Origin of the sequence: Streptomyces sp. NPDC060209, assembly GCF_042728155.1 — a bacterium.
Classification (GTDB): domain Bacteria; phylum Actinomycetota; class Actinomycetes; order Streptomycetales; family Streptomycetaceae; genus Streptomyces.
Map to the genome: position 1 here is coordinate 1 of NZ_JBHWZS010000177.1, position 17,659 is coordinate 17,659.

The 17,659-nt window shown below is 70.4% G+C and carries 20 protein-coding genes; 11 read left to right on the forward strand and 9 right to left on the reverse strand.

Translation table 11 applies throughout. The features are described from left to right. Positions 1–349 precede the first annotated feature (349 nt). On the forward strand, positions 350–781 hold the full coding sequence (locus ACFWFI_RS27895) for a VOC family protein (RefSeq protein WP_387395210.1): 432 nt from the start codon (positions 350–352) through the stop codon (positions 779–781). A 109-nt stretch (positions 782–890) separates the two neighbouring features. Here the strand turns inward: ACFWFI_RS27895 and ACFWFI_RS27900 are convergent, their stop codons facing one another. After that, a complete protein-coding gene (locus tag ACFWFI_RS27900; RefSeq protein ID WP_387395212.1) occupies positions 891–1,658 on the reverse strand; it encodes an NPP1 family protein in 768 nt (255 codons plus the stop codon). 179 nt (positions 1,659–1,837) lie between these two features. Beyond that, a complete protein-coding gene (locus tag ACFWFI_RS27905) occupies positions 1,838–2,971 on the reverse strand; it encodes a hypothetical protein (protein WP_387395213.1) in 1,134 nt (377 codons plus the stop codon). Between the two features lie 136 nt (positions 2,972–3,107). Here ACFWFI_RS27905 and ACFWFI_RS27910 point away from each other — a divergent pair, with 136 nt between their 5' ends. From ACFWFI_RS27910 to ACFWFI_RS27920, 3 genes are all read left to right on the forward strand, one after another. Continuing rightward, positions 3,108–4,586, forward strand: coding sequence for a hypothetical protein (locus ACFWFI_RS27910; RefSeq protein ID WP_387395215.1), 1,479 nt, complete (start codon positions 3,108–3,110; stop codon positions 4,584–4,586). Positions 4,587–4,681: 95 nt separating this feature from the next. Beyond that, positions 4,682–5,878, forward strand: coding sequence for a right-handed parallel beta-helix repeat-containing protein (locus ACFWFI_RS27915; protein WP_387395217.1), 1,197 nt, complete (start codon positions 4,682–4,684; stop codon positions 5,876–5,878). A gap of 106 nt (positions 5,879–5,984) precedes the next feature. Then, on the forward strand, positions 5,985–6,479 hold the full coding sequence (locus ACFWFI_RS27920; protein ID WP_387395219.1) for a GNAT family N-acetyltransferase: 495 nt from the start codon (positions 5,985–5,987) through the stop codon (positions 6,477–6,479). Positions 6,480–6,572: 93 nt separating this feature from the next. On the opposite strand, the gene ACFWFI_RS27925 is transcribed toward ACFWFI_RS27920, so the two are convergent. Together ACFWFI_RS27925 and ACFWFI_RS27930 are read right to left on the reverse strand one after the other, a co-directional pair. After that, entirely contained in the window at positions 6,573–7,406 is an 834-nt protein-coding gene (locus ACFWFI_RS27925; protein ID WP_387395221.1) for a PepSY domain-containing protein, read from the reverse strand. 181 nt (positions 7,407–7,587) lie between these two features. After that, the gene (locus tag ACFWFI_RS27930; RefSeq protein WP_387395222.1) at positions 7,588–7,830 is read right to left on the reverse strand and encodes a DUF5133 domain-containing protein; all 243 of its coding nucleotides are present in this window, start codon (positions 7,828–7,830) and stop codon (positions 7,588–7,590) included. Between the two features lie 276 nt (positions 7,831–8,106). On the opposite strand from ACFWFI_RS27930, the gene ACFWFI_RS27935 reads away from it, so the two are divergent. The 6 genes from ACFWFI_RS27935 to ACFWFI_RS27960 all read left to right on the forward strand — a co-directional run bounded on the left by ACFWFI_RS27935 (position 8,107) and on the right by ACFWFI_RS27960 (position 13,025). Beyond that, positions 8,107–8,361 carry a DUF6296 family protein gene (locus tag ACFWFI_RS27935; RefSeq protein ID WP_387395225.1) on the forward strand — a complete coding sequence of 85 codons (255 nt, stop codon included), beginning with the start codon at positions 8,107–8,109 and terminating at the stop codon, positions 8,359–8,361. 139 nt (positions 8,362–8,500) lie between these two features. Next, positions 8,501–9,262: a DeoR/GlpR family DNA-binding transcription regulator gene (locus ACFWFI_RS27940; protein ID WP_387395246.1), complete on the forward strand. Its 762-nt coding sequence runs from the start codon at positions 8,501–8,503 to the stop codon at positions 9,260–9,262. Continuing rightward, positions 9,259–10,206 carry a 1-phosphofructokinase gene (pfkB, locus tag ACFWFI_RS27945; protein ID WP_387395227.1) on the forward strand — a complete coding sequence of 316 codons (948 nt, stop codon included), beginning with the start codon at positions 9,259–9,261 and terminating at the stop codon, positions 10,204–10,206. Before ACFWFI_RS27940 ends, pfkB begins: the two co-directional genes overlap by 4 nt. Before the next feature lie 82 nt (positions 10,207–10,288). Beyond that, positions 10,289–12,262, forward strand: coding sequence for a PTS fructose transporter subunit IIABC (locus ACFWFI_RS27950; RefSeq protein WP_387395229.1), 1,974 nt, complete (start codon positions 10,289–10,291; stop codon positions 12,260–12,262). Positions 12,263–12,315: 53 nt separating this feature from the next. After that, entirely contained in the window at positions 12,316–12,588 is a 273-nt protein-coding gene (locus tag ACFWFI_RS27955; protein WP_387395231.1) for an HPr family phosphocarrier protein, read from the forward strand. 2 nt (positions 12,589–12,590) lie between these two features. After that, positions 12,591–13,025 carry a protein-tyrosine phosphatase family protein gene (locus tag ACFWFI_RS27960; protein WP_387395233.1) on the forward strand — a complete coding sequence of 145 codons (435 nt, stop codon included), beginning with the start codon at positions 12,591–12,593 and terminating at the stop codon, positions 13,023–13,025. A gap of 25 nt (positions 13,026–13,050) precedes the next feature. Here the strand turns inward: ACFWFI_RS27960 and ACFWFI_RS27965 are convergent, their stop codons facing one another. Then, positions 13,051–13,338: a hypothetical protein gene (locus ACFWFI_RS27965; RefSeq protein WP_358967683.1), complete on the reverse strand. Its 288-nt coding sequence runs from the start codon at positions 13,336–13,338 to the stop codon at positions 13,051–13,053. A 123-nt stretch (positions 13,339–13,461) separates the two neighbouring features. After that, the gene (locus ACFWFI_RS27970) at positions 13,462–13,893 is read right to left on the reverse strand and encodes a DUF2000 family protein (protein WP_387395235.1); all 432 of its coding nucleotides are present in this window, start codon (positions 13,891–13,893) and stop codon (positions 13,462–13,464) included. 88 nt (positions 13,894–13,981) lie between these two features. Between ACFWFI_RS27970 and ACFWFI_RS27975 the strand changes: the two genes are divergently transcribed. Then, positions 13,982–14,797: a helix-turn-helix transcriptional regulator gene (locus ACFWFI_RS27975; RefSeq protein WP_387395237.1), complete on the forward strand. Its 816-nt coding sequence runs from the start codon at positions 13,982–13,984 to the stop codon at positions 14,795–14,797. A 19-nt stretch (positions 14,798–14,816) separates the two neighbouring features. On the opposite strand, the gene ACFWFI_RS27980 is transcribed toward ACFWFI_RS27975, so the two are convergent. The 3 genes from ACFWFI_RS27980 to ACFWFI_RS27990 form a co-directional block, all read right to left on the reverse strand. Then, entirely contained in the window at positions 14,817–15,326 is a 510-nt protein-coding gene (locus tag ACFWFI_RS27980; protein WP_387395239.1) for a mycothiol transferase, read from the reverse strand. A 52-nt stretch (positions 15,327–15,378) separates the two neighbouring features. Next, positions 15,379–16,386 (reverse strand): alpha/beta fold hydrolase, encoded by a 1,008-nt coding sequence (locus ACFWFI_RS27985; RefSeq protein WP_387395241.1) that lies wholly within the window; start codon positions 16,384–16,386, stop codon positions 15,379–15,381. A gap of 374 nt (positions 16,387–16,760) precedes the next feature. Continuing rightward, a complete protein-coding gene (locus ACFWFI_RS27990; RefSeq protein ID WP_387395244.1) occupies positions 16,761–17,474 on the reverse strand; it encodes a DUF4230 domain-containing protein in 714 nt (237 codons plus the stop codon). Between the last annotated feature and the right edge of the window lie 185 nt (positions 17,475–17,659).

The window sequence follows — 17,659 nt, forward strand, 5'->3', positions numbered from 1 at the left end:
CCTCATACTGGGCGTATTCGGGCGACCCGACAACGCGGCGAGGTGCCGTAGCTGTCGTCGTGCGCCCGCCGGGTGCTACGGGACAGCCCTTAGGGTCTTCGTCCGGATCGTCGGAAGGCCGCTCCGGATGGCCGGTGAGGGCCGGGACCCGCAGGGGCGGGGGCCGGCCCCGGGCCCATCGGCAAGATAAATGGTCGAAGTTCAGGCCCTGCTGGCGTTTCGGGGTGCTCCGCGCCTCCTCCCTGGGCGACGGTGGACCTCCTTCGGAGTTCGCCGTGGCCCCTGCCGTCCCGGCTTCGCCGAGGACAAGGAAACCGGCCAGGCGAACTGGCTCTGCTGAGGAGGCTCCATGAACTGGACACTCGAAGTCATCCCGGTCCCCGTCACCGACATGGACCGGGCGAAGGCGTTCTACAGCGAGAAGGCGGGCTTCAAGCTGGACCTGGACGACGAGGTCGCCCCGGGTATGCGCATCATCCAGATGACGCCGCCGGGCTCGCGTTGTTCGATCGCCATGCTGCAGGGGATGCCCGCGTTTCCCGGAGAGCGCGCGATGGCCCCCGGCACACTGCAGGGCCTCCAGGTCTGTGTGACGGACATCGAGGCCGCACGCGAGGAGTTGGCGGGCCGGGGTGTGGACGTGTCCCCGATCCGGCATGTGGGCGCGACGGGCTGGGAGGAGGGCAAGGGGGACACCTGGAATTCGTTCATGTCCTTCGCCGATCCGGACGGCAACGGGTGGGTGGTCCAGGAGGCCCCTTCGGAGCTGTCCGCCCGCTGACACCACGCCAGGGCTCGCCTCGCGGGGTCACCGAGGCGCGTGTCGGGGCGGACTCGCCGTATCACCGGAGCGTGCGTCGGCGCACGCTCGCGGCTTCGGGCCCCGTACGTCAGGCGTTGGGGTCGAAGGGGATGCCCGCGGGCAGGGCCTTTTGCAGGTGGCTGCTGAAATTGCCGTCCTTGAGGCCGAAAACGGCGCTGCCGAAGTCCGCCTGTACCAGCTTGTCCCGCAGGCCGGCCGGGTAGCCGTTCCAGCCGACGAGGCCGGGGAACCGCCACTGGTGGTAGTGGTTCTCCGGCGGCTCGTCGTTGGAATTCGCGGGGCGGAAGCAATGGGTGCCGATACCGTCCTTGTGGTAAACGATCTTGGGATGGGTCCCGTCCCATCGGATCCGGTCACTGGCGTAGACGTCGAAGTCGCCGTGGGCAGAGGTGGATACATAGCGGGCCTCGTTGTTCTGGATCCACACCACGACGTGCTCCCAGTCGTGCCGGTGCCCGCCGAGCCCGCTGCCGGCCACGGCCTGGTCCTTCTCGAAGTAGAGCCCGTACATGACCGCGCACCAACCGTTGTTGCACAGGGAACGGGAGTAGCCGTTGGTGTTGTCCAGATCCACGGCGTCATGGCAACTGCCGTTGACCGCACCGGTGGTGTTGAGGCCGGTGGCGATGCTTCCGTCGGGGCCGATGGCCGACGTGGGATAGCAGCCGTCCGTGTCGTAGTCGTACGCCGGCTGGAAGGCCTGCTCCATCGCGTCCGCGGCGGCGGGTAACGCGGCCGGCGGGGCGGCGAGCGCGCTTCCGGCGGAGGCGATGACCAACGCGACGGCACTGGTCACGACGAGTGTGGCCTTGCGGAACGGTGCGCTGCTTCTCACTGCGTCCTCCCGGTCGGCGCGTGACTGTGGGGGGCACGCGCGCTACGCCTGGCATGCCCATCACAATCACGTTGAACCCTGGGAACGCACCGCGTTCGGCACCGGGACGCCTGGGGCGACGCCGGTGCACGTGACCTCGGGTATCGGGTGGGCGGGGGCGTGACACGCACCCGCCGCACTCAGCGCCGGCGTCCGGCGGCGGTCGCGGGGGCCGTCGCACCGGACACACCGGCCTGGGCCGCCTTGCCCGGGCGCAGGGTCCACGGCACCGGATCGGTGTTCATCAGCCACCCTTCGGCGATCAGCCGACGGATGACGTGGATCCGCAGTTCCCGTGACATCTTTCCCCAGCCCAGCGCCTTGCAGAGCTGCTTGACGGAGGGGCCGTGGCCGTGCGCCGCACGGAACGCGGCGGCGAACTCGGCGGCGGCAGGCCCTTGGCCGGGGTACTTGGCCACCCAGGTGTCGTAGGCGGTACGCGCCTTCTCCCCGAACTGGGCGGGAACCGCCTTGCGCATGAAGGCCTCCGACACCCTGGCCGTGGACAGGGAACACTCGGGGCAGCGCTCGACAGCATCGACATGCCGTCGCAGGGCCACGCTCGCCCGGTCCTTCCACTCGTCCCAGCTCAGCCGTTCCGCCTCCGGCTCGTCGCGCTTGCCGGCCGGGGTGTCGGACGGGGGACGCATTCCCGACAGATGCCGTACGGCATCGGCCAGCAGGTACCGGTCACCGTCCAGCTCCCGCAGGAACCCCTTGGCGAGCAGTTCGGGCAGGGCGGCCCGGCACTCGTCGGGCAGATGGGCCGGCAGCGTGCCGTGCTCGTCGGCCGGTCCGTGGGCGGCCAGGAACAGCGCGGCCAGCCGCGCGGCGGACGAGGTCTTCTTGACCGGCTTGGCGGACAGGGTCCGGACCGTCCAGCCCGACACCCTGGAGCGCATCACCTTGCCGAAGGGCAGCCGGCCGGCGAGGTCCGGCACGGTGACCCCCACCGGGGTCACGAGGTCCTCGCCGAGCAGGGCCTCCTGCCCCTGCCAGCCCAGGGCGGCGAAGGCGGTGACCGCTCCCTCCGGATCGGCCAGGCGGAGGGAACGCACGTCCTGACCGGTGAGGTTGCCGACTCCCTTCCGGGCCGCCCGGATGGCGACGACGACCGCGAGGAGCTGTGCATCGGCTCCCCTCAGCGGCAGGGAGCTCACGTGGACCAGGAGCGCACGGGCGGCTTCTCCCTGGCGGGGCGTCAGCAGAAAGGGGTTCGGCTTCACCACCGGTGCGGCCGGCGCGGGGGGTGAGCTGGCGGAGGAAGAGGGCACGCCCTGTACAACGCGCGCGAAGGCCCGAGGTCACCGTTCGCATCGGTGTACGAACGAGAGCGCCCGCCGGTGAACGATATGAACGCAACGGCGGGACCCCTGGCGTACGCCCCGGGCGTGGCTAGCATCGGCCGGCATGCACCCGAGCGAGAAACCAACAGGCAATACCGTGACCGCCCTTCTCCAGAGGCGGCGTTCACGCGGAAGGCTGTCCACGGTGACGGCAGGCTGTGTCGCGGGGATTCTCGCGGCCTGCCTCATCGGCCCGGCCCAGCCCTCGGCGGCGGCCGCAGCGCCGGGTTCGGCTCCCTGCCCGGCGGATCTGGCGGCGAAGGCGACGTGTTACGCCGGCCAGGATTCCCACGGCGCGCACTACACCGTCGCCATCCCCCGCAGGTGGAACGGAACGCTGGTCCTGCACGCCCACGGCGGCCCCGGTCTGGGCGCGGAGTCGGACCCGCAGCGCAGCGCCGACGACCTGGAGCGCTGGTCGGTCATGGTCGACGAGGGATACGCCTGGGCGGGATCGGCATACCGCCGCGGCGGATACGGAACGAGGATGGCGGCCGCGGACACGGAGAATCTGCGCCGCCTGTTCACGGAGAAGTTCGGGCGCCCGAGCACCACCCTGATCCACGGGCAGTCCTGGGGCGGGAACGTGGCCGCGAAGACCATCGAGACGTACGGATCCGGCGCCGACTCGCCCTATGACGGCGCCCTGCTGACCAACGGCGTCCTCGCGGGCGGCTCCCGTGGCTACGACTACCGGGTGGACCTCCGCGTCGTCTACCAGTACTACTGCCGAAACCACCCGCGCCCGTCCGAGCCGTCGTACCCCCTGTGGATGGGGCTCCGCGAGGATTCGGCCATGACCGCCGCGGGGCTGCGCGCCAGGCTCCAGGAGTGCACGGGTCACGCCTCGCAGCCGGCCGACCGGACGCCCCTCCAGCAGCGGAACCTCGACGACATCCTCGCGGTCACGAAGATCCCCGAGCGGACACTCGAGTCGCACCTCTCCTTCGCCACCTTCACGTTCCGCGACATCGTGGGCCGAGTCGGAATGCGCAGCCCCTTCAGCAACCGGCACGTGCGCTACAGCGGGTCGCACGACGACGCGGCACTCAACGCCGGGGTCGAACGGTTCTCCGCCGCCCCCTCCGCGCGGCGTGACCTGTCCTACGACAGCGATGTGACCGGCGCGGTGTCCGTCCCGGTGCTCACCATGCACGCCATCGACGACCCCACCGCCTTCGTCGAGCACGAGGCTGCGTACCTCGACAGCCTGAAAGGCGCTCACCGTGACCGCCACCTCGTACAGACCTTCACCCAGGAGAGCGAGCACAGCGGGCTCAGCACCGCGGAGTACGCCAGTGCGGTCTCGGCGTTGTCCGGGTGGGTACGAACGGGGCGCAAGCCCACGCCGGCCTCCGTCGCGTCCTCCTGTCCCGCCTTCGACGCGGAGTACGGGACCGGGTGCTTCTTCCGGCCGGAACATCGTCCCGCCTCCTATGCCTCACGGGTGAACCCCCGCGAGGGGGCCACGCGCTGGCCGGCGATGACCCGGGCCCAGGAGTGGAGGTGGAGCCGCCTCGGGAACGTGGGAATCGCGCCCTGAACCGTGGAGACGGCCGTCCGGTCGCGGGTGAGCGGCAACGTTTCGGGCGCCGGCGACCACTGTCCTCTCGTCAGCCGTCTCATGAGGGAGCTCGTATGCGTATCGTCGGCCTGTCCGTAGCGGTGTTTCTCGGAGCCGTGGTCACGGCGGCGCCGGGTGAGGCATCGGCCGCCGCGTCGACCCTCGTCGTGGCGGTGGACGGGGACGACTCCGCCGCGGGCACCCTCGCTCACCCGCTGAGGACCATCCAGAAGGCCGTGGACATGGCCGGGCCCGGTGATGCCATCGCCGTCCGGGGCGGCACCTACACCCTCGTGGACAACATCACCATCACCACCTCGGGCGAGGAGTCACAGCCGATCTCGCTCGGCGCGTACCAGGGGGAACGGGTCGTCATCGACGGCGAGGCACTGCCGGCGAGCCACACGCCCGTGGGCGGCAGCATCCCGCGGGCCGAGCGAGGTGCGATCCATCAGGAGGCGTCGCACTGGCGGGTGTCCGGCCTGGAAATCATCAACGGTCCGTACGGTTACTACTGCGACAGCTGCGACGACAACGTGTTCTCCCGGCTCACGACCCGCGGCAACTACGAGACGGGCTTCCAGCTCCAGGGCGACTCCAGCGGCAACCAGATCCTGGATCTCGACAGCTTCGGCAATCGCGACCCGCGCAAGAACGGAGAGAGCGCGGACGGCCTCGGCATCAAGGAGGGCAGCGGTGCCGGCAACGTGGTGCGGGGGGTGCGGTTGTGGAACAACGTCGACGACGGCTTCGACGCCTGGAAGTTCGCGTCCCCCGTTCTGGTGGAGAACACGATTGCCTACGGCAACGGATTCAACCGCTGGGACTTCCCCGATTTCGCGGGCGACGGAAACGGCTTCAAGCTCGGAGGCGGGACGCCGGCCCCCTCGGTGGGCCACTCCGTCCGGAATTCGGTCGCGTTCGAGAACGCGAAGCACGGTGTCACCGACAACGGCAACCCCGGCACACTCACCTTGAGCGGTAACAGCACGTTCGGCAACAGCGGCACCGGCTTCGACGCGGACACGACGGGTGCCCGCGCAGGCCTCACCGCGAATCTGGCCGTCTCGGACGGGCGTCCCGCCGCTCTCGGGACGGACACCGTCTCAAGTGGCAACTCCTGGGACATCGGCGGCACATGGAACGACTCGTCGGTCCTCAGCACGGACACGACCCCTGTCACGGGCCCGCGCGGGGCCGACGGCTCCCTTCCGTCCGCCCCGGCGTTTCTCGTGCCGCGCAACGGCGCCTCCGTCGGGGCCCGGCTGTGAGCGTCACGGTCCCTCCCGCCTGATGAGCCGGACCTTCCCGTGCGGCGGCGACGAAGCCGGTGCTGCTCGTGCCGCACCGACGACCGCGGCTGGATATCGTCGCCGCATGACCGTCCTCGAACGCCTTCGCCCCGATCACGCCCCTGCTCTGCTCGCCTTCGAGCGGGAGAACCGCGCGTACTTCGCCGCTGCGGTCCCGGACCGGGGGGACGGGTTCTTCGCCGGGTTCGACGCGCGACACGCCGAGCTGCTCGCGGAGCAGGCGGCGGGGATGCACCACTTCCACATCCTGGCGGACGGCGACGGGGCCGTGCTGGGGCGTGTCAACCTCGTCGGCGTCACCGGCGGCTCGGCCGAGCTCGGATACCGGATCGCCGAGCGCGCGGCGGGGCGGGGGCTGGCCACGTCAGCAGTCCGCAGAATATGCGCGCTGGCCTTCGCGGAGTACGGCCTGACCGTCCTCCGGGCCGAGACGACGGTGGACAACGCGGGATCGAGGGCCGTCCTGGCCCGCACGGGATTCGTGGAGACGGGTGCGATCACGCTGACGGGAAAGCCCGGACTGCGTTTCACCCGTGACCTGACGGACGAAGGCCGCTGAGCCCAAGTCCCCTCGGCCCTGACTCGCCGGGTGACGCACATCGGTGGCGCACCGCCATGCGGTCCGCCACCGATGAGTCCGTCCGTGCTGTGATCAGTCGTCGTCGACCTGCTCGTCAGTGATCGTGCCCTTGGCCGCGTCCACGTCGAAGGTGGTCTTGTTCCAGTCCTTGGAGACCACGTCGACCTGCCAGACCAGAACCTTGCTGTCGTTCTCGTCGAGGCCGATCGAGGTGACCCAGCCCGGCTGCTTGTCCGTGGCGACCTTGGCCGCTTGCTGGGGCGTCTGCGTCGCCTTGGAGAGCTGGTCCGCCAGTTCCGTCTTGTCGGCGGCGCTCTGATCGGCGTCCGGCGCGGAATCGAGGACCTTCCCGGACACCGCGTCGATGGTCACCTTGTGTGCGGTGCCGTCCTCCTCGGCGACCTCCGCGATCCACTTCGGGCTGGTGGAGCTGCCGCTCGGGCTCGGGCTCGGGCTGCCGGTGCCGCTCGGGCTCGCGCTGCCCTCGGGACTCGGGCTGGCGCCGTCGGTCTCGCTGCCGGAGGGGCTCGGGCTACCGGATGCGTCGTCCTCGTCGTCGAGGCCCTCGAGGTCCAGATCGGTCAGCTTGCCACCGGACACCTCGCCGACTGCCGTCGTGGCGGCCTTGTCGAAGGTGACCTTGACGGTCGACAGCAGTTCCTTGCGCTCGGTCTGGTCCTCGGTCAGCTGCGCCGTCTCGGAGGGACTGCCGGAAGGGCTGTCAGTCTGGTTCGGAAGGACCTTCGCGGCCTCGGAGGTCGCCGCGGAGGTCTCGTCACCGCCGTCCTGACCACAACCGGTCACGAGAGTGGCGGCAAGAACAGCGGCGCACAGGGCACCGCCGGCGACGCGGAGCCGGCGGGTACGCGGGGAAACGGTCTTGTTTCGACGGGGCTCAAATCTCATGCTGGCATGCCTAGCCGTCTCCGCGAACAGTCATGTTGTCCGACCGGTGGGAGTCACCCGATCGACGGCACCGTCCGCCCATTCGGCGTGTCGTGCGATCCCGCATTCGGAGATGTTCCGGACAGGCGAATGGCGCCGGTCCGAACGGAACCGGCGCCATTCCCAAGGAAGCTGTGAGGCGTCAGGCGGTGAGCTGCACCTCGGCGGGCCCCGGCGATCCTGCCGCCGGGACGGCGTGCAACCGCGCCGCCGCGGCAGCCAGGGCGTCGGGCACGGTCCTCGTTCCGGTGATGACGCAGAGGGTGTAGGAGACGTCCTCGAGTTGACGGCTGCTCTCGGACGTGCCCAGCCGTGCATGGGTGCTTCGCAGTGTCTCGTAGCGCTTGACGAGATTCCTCAGCGTTGCGGGATTGGCCATCAGCACGGCAGTTCCTCTCCACAGGGCGGCCGGGAGCCCGTGGGCCCCGCGCCGACGAAATCCGATCGCGCCGGCGGTACCGCCTGGCGTCACGGCCGGCCGTGCGAAGCTGACAGCACGCGTCCGGTCCCTTGCAGATGATGGTCGCCCCGCCTCACCCATTTCGCATCCTCAGACACGGACCGTCACTCGCCCGGGCTCCCGAAGCGCCACGCGCCCCGGTGGGAAACAATGGAGGTGACGGGCGAGCGGCTACTGCCGGGCCCGGTCGGGAGGTCGGTCATGGATTACCCGGAGAGTTACGAGCTCATCTTCCAGGCGGGCGGCACCGAGGACGACGTGGTCGTCGTGCATCTCACGGCACGCTCCGGCGCCGGCGGCTATCCGGTATACGCGGACGAGACCGGAATCGTGCGCGCCGAGATCAGCGAGCGCGGCGAGGTGCGCATGCAGGCGAGCGGTGGCCATCAGAATCTCGGGGCACCGCTGCTGGCGCGGCCGCTGAGCCCGCGGACGGCCGCTCACGGCACCGACTGAGGAACGCCGTAGCGCCGCACCGCCATAGCCGAAGTCCGTTCGTGCCCACTCCTCGCCCGAATGTGTTTACTTTCCTGACGTGCAACCGTAGTCTGCCGGTGAAACCACAGACTCGGGCATGAAACGGATACGTAACCACATGTACGCACCGGAGCGGCAGCAAGAGATTCTCCGCATCGCCGGCGAGAGCGGACGCGTCGATGTGCCGTCCCTGGCCGAGCAGTTCCAGGTGACCGCGGAAACGGTTCGGCGTGACCTCAAGGCTCTTGACCGGGCGGGGCTCCTGCGCAGGGTGCACGGCGGTGCGATTCCGGCCGGACGGCTCGGTTTCGAACCGGATCTCGCCGAACGCGACACCGTGGCGGCCGACGAGAAGGACCGCATCGCCGCCGCGGCACTGGCCGAACTCCCGGCCGAGGGCAACATCATCATCGATGCCGGCACGACGACCGTCAGACTGGCGGCCGCCGTTCCGATCGACTCGCGCCTCACCGTGGTCACCCATGCCCTGCCGGTCGCGGCTCGCCTCTCCGACCATCCGGGGATCGCGTTGCATCTGGTCGGCGGCAGGGTTCGGCACCGCACCCGCGCGGCCGTCGACGCATGGGCGCTGAGCGCATACGCCGAGATCAACGCGGACGTCGTCTTCCTCGCCACGAACGGCTTCTCCCCAGAGGGGGGCCTGACCACCCCGGATCTGGCCGAGGCCGCCGTGAAGCGTGCCGTGATCGCGGCGGCCCGCAGAGTGGTGCTCCTCGCCGACTCGGGCAAGTCCGGTCAGGAGCACTTCGCGCGCTTCGGCGATCTCTCCCACGTCGACCTGCTGATCACCGATACGGGGCTGAGCCCCGAGGACGCCCGGGCCATCGAGAGCCGGGGCACGGAAGTGGTACGCGCATGATCCTGACCGTCACTCCCAATCCGAGCCTGGACCGCACGTACGAACTTCCGGGGCTCACCCGCGGCGCCGTTCTGCGGGCCACCGCGGACCGTGTCGACCCCGGCGGCAAGGGCGTCAACGTCTCCCGCGCGGTCGCCGCCGCCGGGCACCGCACCGTCGCCGTCGCACCGTTGGGCGGGCCCGAGGGCGAGCTGCTGGCCCGGTTGCTCGGTGAACACGGCATCGAGGCCGCGGGGGTGCCGATCACCGGCAGCACCCGTATCAACATCACCCTCGTCGAACCCGACGGCACCCTGACCAAGGTCAACGCGGCGGGTCCCGAGATCACCCCTGCCGAGGCCGAGCGCCTGCTGGACACGGTCCGGGCCAGATCGGCCGGCGCGGACTGGATCGCCTGCTGCGGAAGCCTGCCGCGCGGACTGCCGCCGCAGTGGTACGCCGAACTGGTCGCCCGCAGCCACCGTGCCGGCGTCCGCATCGCTCTCGACACCTCCGGCGCCGCCCTCGTCGCCGCACTGCGTGAGCGGCCGGACGTGATCAAGCCGAACACCCAGGAGCTCGCCGAGGCGGTCGGCCGTCCGCTCGCGACGGTCGGCGACGCGCTCAAGGCGGCGCAGGAGCTGTGCGAGCTGGGGGCACGTTCGGTGCTCGCCAGCCTGGGATCCGTCGGACAGTTGCTGGTGGAACCGTCGGGAGCGTACTTCGCCGGTGCGCGGGTGGATGCCGTCCGGAGCGACGTCGGCGCGGGTGACGCCTCGCTCGCGGGGTTCCTGTCCGCGGGCGGAACGGGCCGGGCGGCCCTGTCAGCCGCGGTGGCGCACGGCGCCGCCGCCGTGCAGTTGCCCGGAAGCGCCATGCCGACGCCCGCCGACCTCGATCCCTCCGCGGTGGTCACCACAGCGGACATCCCCATGGACCTGGCTCTCACGGGGCTGGCTCCATGACCGCCGTTTCCCTGTCCAGTCGTACGACGCCCCCTTCCCCCCGCACCGTCCTCCGGGCGGTCCATGAGCAAGGAGCCCCGCGATGAGTGAGCTGATCACCGCGGAACTGGTCGATCTCGACCTGTCCGCCGAGACGAAGAGCGCGGCCGCCCGTTCGCTGGCCGGACGGATGGTCGCGGCCGGCCGCGTCACCGACCTGGACGGCTTCCTCGCCGACGTGGCGGCGCGCGAGGCCCAGATGCCGACAGGCCTGGACGGTGGCATCGGCATTCCGCACTGCCGGAGCGAGCATGTCTCCGCGCCGACGCTGGCCTTCGGCCGCAGCGCGAGCGGCATCGACTTCGGTGCTGCGGACGGCCCCGCGGATCTCGTCTTCCTGATAGCCGCACCTGCGGGCGCGGACGACGACCACCTCACGATTCTGTCGAGCCTGGCACGACGGCTCATGGACCCCGGATTCACCGGTGCGCTGAGGGCGGAGGACGACCCCGCCGTCGCGGCGGCACTGATCCGCGGCGAAGAGGTTCCCGAGTCGGTCCCGGACCCTGAGGAGGCCGCGGCGGACCCGGAGACGGTCGAGCCGTTCCGTATCGTCGCCGTCACGTCCTGTCCGACGGGTATCGCCCACACCTACATGGCCGCGGAGTCGCTGGAGGCGGCCGCACGCGCCCAGGGTGTCGTGCTGAACGTCGAGACTCAGGGGTCAGCCGGTTTCGAGCGGCTGGATCCGGCGGTGATCGCAGCCGCGGACGCCGTCATCTGGGCGCACGACGTCGATGTGCGGGAGAAGGCGCGGTTCGGCGGCAAGCCGGTCGTCGACACCGGGGTGAAGGCAGGCATCAACCGGCCCGCCGAACTCATCGCCGAGGCCCGGCGCAAGGCTGAGCGGGGCGAGATCAGCAGGATCTCCGAGGACGGCGGCGAACCGGCCGGTACGGGCGCTTCGGCGGGGGCCTCCGGGCACTTCGGTGTCCGGCTGCGGACCTATCTGATGTCCGGCGTCAGTTACATGGTGCCGTTCGTCGCGGCCGGAGGACTGCTCATCGCCCTTTCCTTCGCGATCGGGGGCTACGAGATCGCGAGCGCGAAATCGGTGGCCGACCACTTCGTCTGGGGCGAGGCGGCCAGCTGGGCCGCTCTCCTCAACCAGATCGGAACCGCCGCCTTCGGCTTCCTGGTCCCGGTACTGGCGGGGTACATCGCCTACGGGATGGCGGACCGGCCCGCGCTCGTCCCCGGGTTCGTGGGCGGCGCCATCGCGCTCACCATCGACGCGGGCTTCCTCGGCGGTCTGGTCGCGGGTCTGCTGGCCGGTGCGGCGGTGATGGCGATCCAGCGGGTGAAGGTGCATCCCACGCTGCGCGGCATCATGCCGGTGCTGGTGATCCCACTGCTCGCGTCGATCGCGGTCGGCTTCCTGATGTTCATCGTGGTCGGCAAGCCGATCGCCTCCCTCCAGAACGCCCTCACCGACTGGCTGAACGGGCTGTCGGGCTCCAACGCGGTCATCCTCGGCGTCGTCCTCGGCCTGATGATGTGCTTCGACATGGGCGGCCCGCTGAACAAGGTGGCGTACGCCTTCGCGGTCGGCGGTCTGGCCGATCCGACGCCCGGCAGTCTCAAGGTCATGGCCGCCGTGATGGCTGCCGGCATGGTGCCCCCGCTGGCGATGGCCCTCGCCACGACGCTGCGCCGCAGCCTGTTCACCCGGACCGAACGGGAGAACGGCAGGGCGGCGTGGGTGCTGGGTGCCTCGTTCATCACCGAGGGCGCGATCCCGTTCGCCGCGGCGGATCCCTTGCGGGTGATCCCGTCCGTGATGGCCGGAGGGGCGGTCACGGGCGCGCTGTCCATGGCGTTCGGCTGTACGCTCCGCGCCCCGCACGGCGGCGTGTTCGTCGTCCCGCTCATCGGCGAGCCCTTCCTCTACCTGCTGGCGATCGCCATCGGCACCGCGGTGTCGACCGCTCTGGTCGTCGCCCTCAAGGGGATGCGTCGGAACCCGGACACCACCGCTCCGGCCGACGACGGCTCCGAGGTCGCCGTGGCCGCTTGATCCCTGTCCCCTCCCCCGAACCGCAGATCCCCTCTTCACCCAGGAGTGAACCCGTGTACCAGCGCACCGTCTCCGTCGGCTCCCGCAGCGGCCTGCACGCCCGTCCCGCCTCGCTCTTCGTACAGGCAGCCATGCGTCAGCCGGTCGCCGTCACCGTCGCGCGTGAGGGCAGCGACCCGGTCGACGCCCGGAGCATGCTCTCGGTGCTCGCGCTGGCAGCTCAGCACGGCGACCTGCTGGTGCTGTCTGCCGTGGGCGAAAGCGCGCCGGTCGCGGTCGAGGAGCTGGCTAGCCTTCTGTCCCAGGACCTCGACGGGAAGGACTGAGTGTGACGGAGACCTGGGATCCGGAGGCTGAGGGCGTCCTGCGGCTGCCGTCGGGGCGACTGGTCCGTGGCCGCGGTCTGAGGCGTCCGCTCCCCGCAGGACCCGAGCCCACCCTCGCGCTTCATCTGCTGGGCGGCCCGCCGCCCCCGGTGGCCTGGGAGTCACGGTGGCTGCGCTGGCCCGACTTCCGTCTGCCCGCCGACAGGGAGGCGACTCGCTCCGTGCTGAAGGAGGCGTGGAGCCGGGCTCCGGACGAACGGGTCGAGGTCGCGTGCGGAGGCGGCCGGGGGCGGACCGGGACGGCTCTGGCGTTGCTGGCCGTACTGGACGGGGTCCCGGCGGAGGAAGCGGTCGCTTACGTCCGCCGGAACTATCACCCCAAGGCCGTGGAGACGCCCTGGCAGCGGCGGTATGTGGAGCGCTTCGCGGCAGACTGAACGGCTGCCGCGCCGCCCGGGCGGTTCACGCCATGGTGTGCGGAGCCGGAACCGTGGCTCCGCCGCCGGCGCGTACCGCCTCGACGACGCTCTGATGGAGGGATCTGCTTTCTTCCTCTGAGGGGCACGGCACCGGACTGCCGGCCAGTGTGAACCAGTCCGAGGCACCGCTGTACTGAACGGCGACCTCGGCCTGCTTTTCGGTCCAAGTCGTGTGCACGGTCAGATCACCGCTCACGACACCTACCTCTTCGGTGCGCACTCCGCCGGTTCCCGCGAAGACACCGAGGGTGGTCCACGATGCCCAGTTCATGACGCGTCGCCTTTCGGGACAGTGACAAGCCTGTCAAGCGGACTTGTTCTGAGTATGGCACCGGGAACCATCACCCGCACGGGTGTGCCCGTGAGTATCCGCCCGGTGACGCCGGGACGCGGGTCAGGGGTGCATCGACGCACCCTTGAGGATCTTGTCCACGGCATTCCGCGGCCCGTACACGGCCAGGCCGACCAGGTCCATCCCGTCCCTCCGCACCGCCCGGACGGCTGCCCGGTTGGCCTCGTCGTGGCCGGTCGCGAAGAGGTCGGAGGTGAACACGGCCAGGGTCGCGCCCCTTCCGACCGCCTTCGCGTGCGCGGTCGTCAGGAGCTCCTTGGACCCGGCGAACACGAGAACGGGCTGCCGGAACATGGGCAGGTACGGGGTGTCGTCGGCGTCGGCGTACGGTTCCCCGACCACCTCGGGCGCCTGCGTGCCGAGACCGCTCACGAGGAAGGCGGTGACGTTGAGACGCTGCCAGGTCTCGAGGTCGTCGCGGAGCAGCACGGCGATCTTGGTGTCGAAGCGTACGGGTGCGTTGTCGTCGGTCATGCCAGGAGTCTGCCGAGCCCGGCCGCCGGCCGTCTTGTACGAAGTTTGCACACCGCGGGGGCCGGCGGCGCTCTTGTACGCTTCGTCCATGGGTGCACGTCCGGACATCACCGCGTGGCGTCCGCGCGTCGAGGGGATCGACGAGGTCTTCCACGCGCACTTCGCCGACCACGCCTACCCCATGCACACGCATGACGCCTGGACGCTGCTCATCGTCGACGAGGGAATGGTCCGCTACGACCTGGACCGCCATGAGCACGGCGCGCCCAGCTCCGTGGTGACGCTGCTGCCTCCGCACATCCCGCACAACGGTGACGCGGCGACTCCGGGAGGTTTCCGCAAGCGCGTCCTGTATCTGAACACCGCACAGATCGACGCGGATCTCGTCGGGCGCGCGGTCGACAGGCCCGTGCTGCGGGATCCTCGGCTGCGCCACCGGGTCGACCAGCTCCACCGGACGCTCGAGCGCCCCGGGGACGAACTGGAGGCGCAGAGCCGTCTCGCGCTCGTCTCCGAACGTCTCGCCGGGCATCTGCGCGACGAACCCGTCGCCCCGCAGATAGCTGACCGCCGGGTCGCGTACGCCCTCCGGGATCTGCTCGACGAGCGCTTCGTGGAAGGACTGACGCTCCGCGAGGCGGCGGAGCGGCTGCACACCCATCACACACACCTGGTACGGGCCTTCAGCCGCGAGTTCGGCATGGCCCCGCACCAGTACCTGACAGGGCGCCGTGTCGACCTGGCCCGGCGCCTGCTGCTCGGCGGGATGCGAGCGCCGGAGGTCGCCGCCTCGGTCGGCTTCTACGACCAGTCCCACTTCTCCCGGCACTTCAAGCGTGTGGTGGGCACGAGTCCGGGACACTACGCACGTACCGGAACGGGCACCCACCCATCAGCCGTGTGAACAACCCTGCGGGCACCCTCTAGAGGCGCTCCAGCGCGCCGCGGACGAACGCCGCCTGGCCGGCGTGCTGCAGGTCGTCGGCGATGACGCTGACCAGCCGCACGCCGAGGGTCACCGGCGGCGACCAGGCGTCGTCCACGACACGGTCGAGAGCCCGGCCGTCGAGCCCTTGGACGAAGGCGAGGGTGTGCTCGTGCACGGCGTCGAAGTAGCCGAGGAGTAGGTCGGCCGACGCCACCTTCACGGACCCCACCTGCGCACTGCTGTGGCCGTAACCGGTCGAGCCCTTCTCGAGGGGGAGCTCGAAGCGGGACGCCCAGTCCTTGGCGAACCAGAGCTGCTCGGTCCCCGCCGCGTCGGCGATGTGATCGTCCTGGACCCGCGTGAGGTGCCACACGAGCCAGGCGATGGAATTCGCGTCGTCGTCCAGCCTGGCGTTGAGCCCCTCGGGCGGAAGCCCTTCGACTGCGGCGTGCACCGCTTCATGGATGCGTTCGAACGCATCGGCGAGAATGCCTGCGCTGTTCATCTCACCACCATCGCCGGTCCCTGGACAGGGCCCCGACTGCGACACGCGCCCGTCACGGGTGCACGGTGTGCAGCCACTTCGTCAGCAGGGCGTTGACCTCTGCGGGGCGTTCCTGCTGGATCCAGTGTCCGCACCCTTCCAGGATGTGCGAGGAAACGAGGCCCGGAAGCGTCGTGGGGTAGTCGGCGATGGCATCGGCCATCCAGGTGGTGGAGGAGTCGAGGGCACCCCCGATGAAGAGGGCGGGGCAGGTGAGGCGGGCTCCGTCCCAGGCTGACAGATCCTCCCAGTCGCGGTCGACGTTCCGGTAGCGGTTGAGCGCGCCGGTCAGGCCGGTCCTCTCGAAGTCGGCGCTGTAGACGTCCAGCTCCTGCTCCGTGAGCCAGGAGGGCAGGGCGCCGCCGGTGAAGCGGTCGCGCATGACCGCTCCGGCGGGAACGAAGAAGGGGCTGTCCGAGCCGGGCGGCGGCATCGTGTCGCCGGAGAGAGAGGTGTAGAACCCGGCCAGCCACCCTCGTACGTCGGGTTCGATCTCCGCCTCGGCGCGGCCGGGCTGCTGGAAATAGCTGACGTAGAACTCTTCGGCCCCGCCGATACGGGCGAAGCCGTCGGTGGGACGCACCGCGTTCCAGGGAGCGTAGGGAACGCTGAGCATGGCCACGGCCGTGAACATGTCGGGCCGCATCAGCGCGCTGTTGGCGGCGATGGGCGAGCCCCAGTCGTGGCCGATAACCGTCGCGGTCTCCTCGCCCAGGGCGTGCACGACGCCGACGTTGTCGGCCACATGGGCCGTCATCCGGTAGGCGTCCACCGGGTCGGGGGCCGAGGAGCGCCCGTAGCCGCGTACGTCGACGGCGACAGCGCGGAAGCCCGCCGCGGCGACGGCGGACAACTGGTGACGCCAGGAGTACGAGGTCTCGGGGAAGCCGTGGATCATGAGGACGAGAGGGCCGGTCCCCTGTTCCAGGAGGTGGATCCGGCCGCCGGGGACGTCCACCAGACGGTGGGACGCCCCGGGGACGGTCGCGGAGGGCTCGACGGCGGGGGCGGGCTGCGACATGTGACTCCTCGCGTTCTCGGGTCGGGTCTGCGTAACCATCATTCGGCGCCGCGATACCGCTGACCAAGGGAACTTGCCGTTATGGCAAACCCGCCGCGGCCCGGTCGGACGAGCAGACGCAGGAGGTGCGCGCAGGCCGCCGCCTCGCCCGGGTGCCGGGCGAACGCCTTCGATGCGGTAGTGGCCGTCGGCCACGCCGGCCGACCGCCTTGGGCGCGTAGAACCGCCGTGGAACGCCGGGAACTGCGCGCGTACCTATGAGCGCTCGGCGAGCTCACGACGTAGAGCAACCGAGGGAATCCGTACCGCATTTGCGCCATGCCGTTCGCTCCGGTGGGTGTGGCGCGGGGCAGCCGGGCGGATCGGCGAAGGGGTCAGCCAGGCGGATCGGTGTAGCGGACCGTCACCCTCTCGAATCCGAGCGAGCCGAGCAGACCCTGGAGCATGGAAGTCGTGTTCTTCTCGGCCCGCTTCGTGAGTCCGCTCTCCTCGGCCGCCTCCCCGATGTGCCGAGCCGCCAGCTTGTTGACCGCCTGCTCGCTGCCGGGGTTGTCGGAGAAGAAGTCGCCGAGCCGGTCGAGGAGGCCGCGCTGCTTGGACACGGCGTAGGAACGGTCCGGATCCAGGGCGGGCTTTCCCAGCACCGCGTGGGGCAGCACGAGTTCGGCCGTGGTGCGGTCCTCGTTCACGGTCACCCCGTCGGCCCCGACCTTTCCGAGGTCGACGGAGGCCCCGACGGTGCCCGCGCCGACGTACAGCGTCCGGGTGCCCCGGATGGCGTCGGGCAGGAATTTGGCGTCCTTCTCCAGGTCGACGACGACCTGGAAGTTGCCGGAGGCGGCCTCGTACGCGCTCATGTCCTGGATGGACTTGAGTACCGCGGGGCCGGAGCGGTCCGTGGTCTTCTCCTCGAAGAGACCGCCGAGCCCTGGTAGCAGGCTGAGCCGGGAGCCCAGGAGCAGCAGGACCAGCGCCGCGGCGCACACTCCGGCGAACGGCAGGCACCCCCGCATACGGGCACGGCGGCGCGGCGTGCTGCCGTGCCCGGGTTCCCCGGTGCTGTCTGTCCTTACGTCAGTGGACGTCATGCCTTTCGTGTGACCCGGTCCGGCGTTTTCAGTCCGCCGGGGGGCGGAATACGCCAGATCCTGTACGGGCGCGAGGCCGCGCGCCAGGGGAAGGTGGTGTCCATGTCATCGCGCGATCATGCCCTCCACCATGCGGTTCGCGCGGGGCCCGTCGGACGAGCGGATCCCGGCCGCCGGCTGATTGC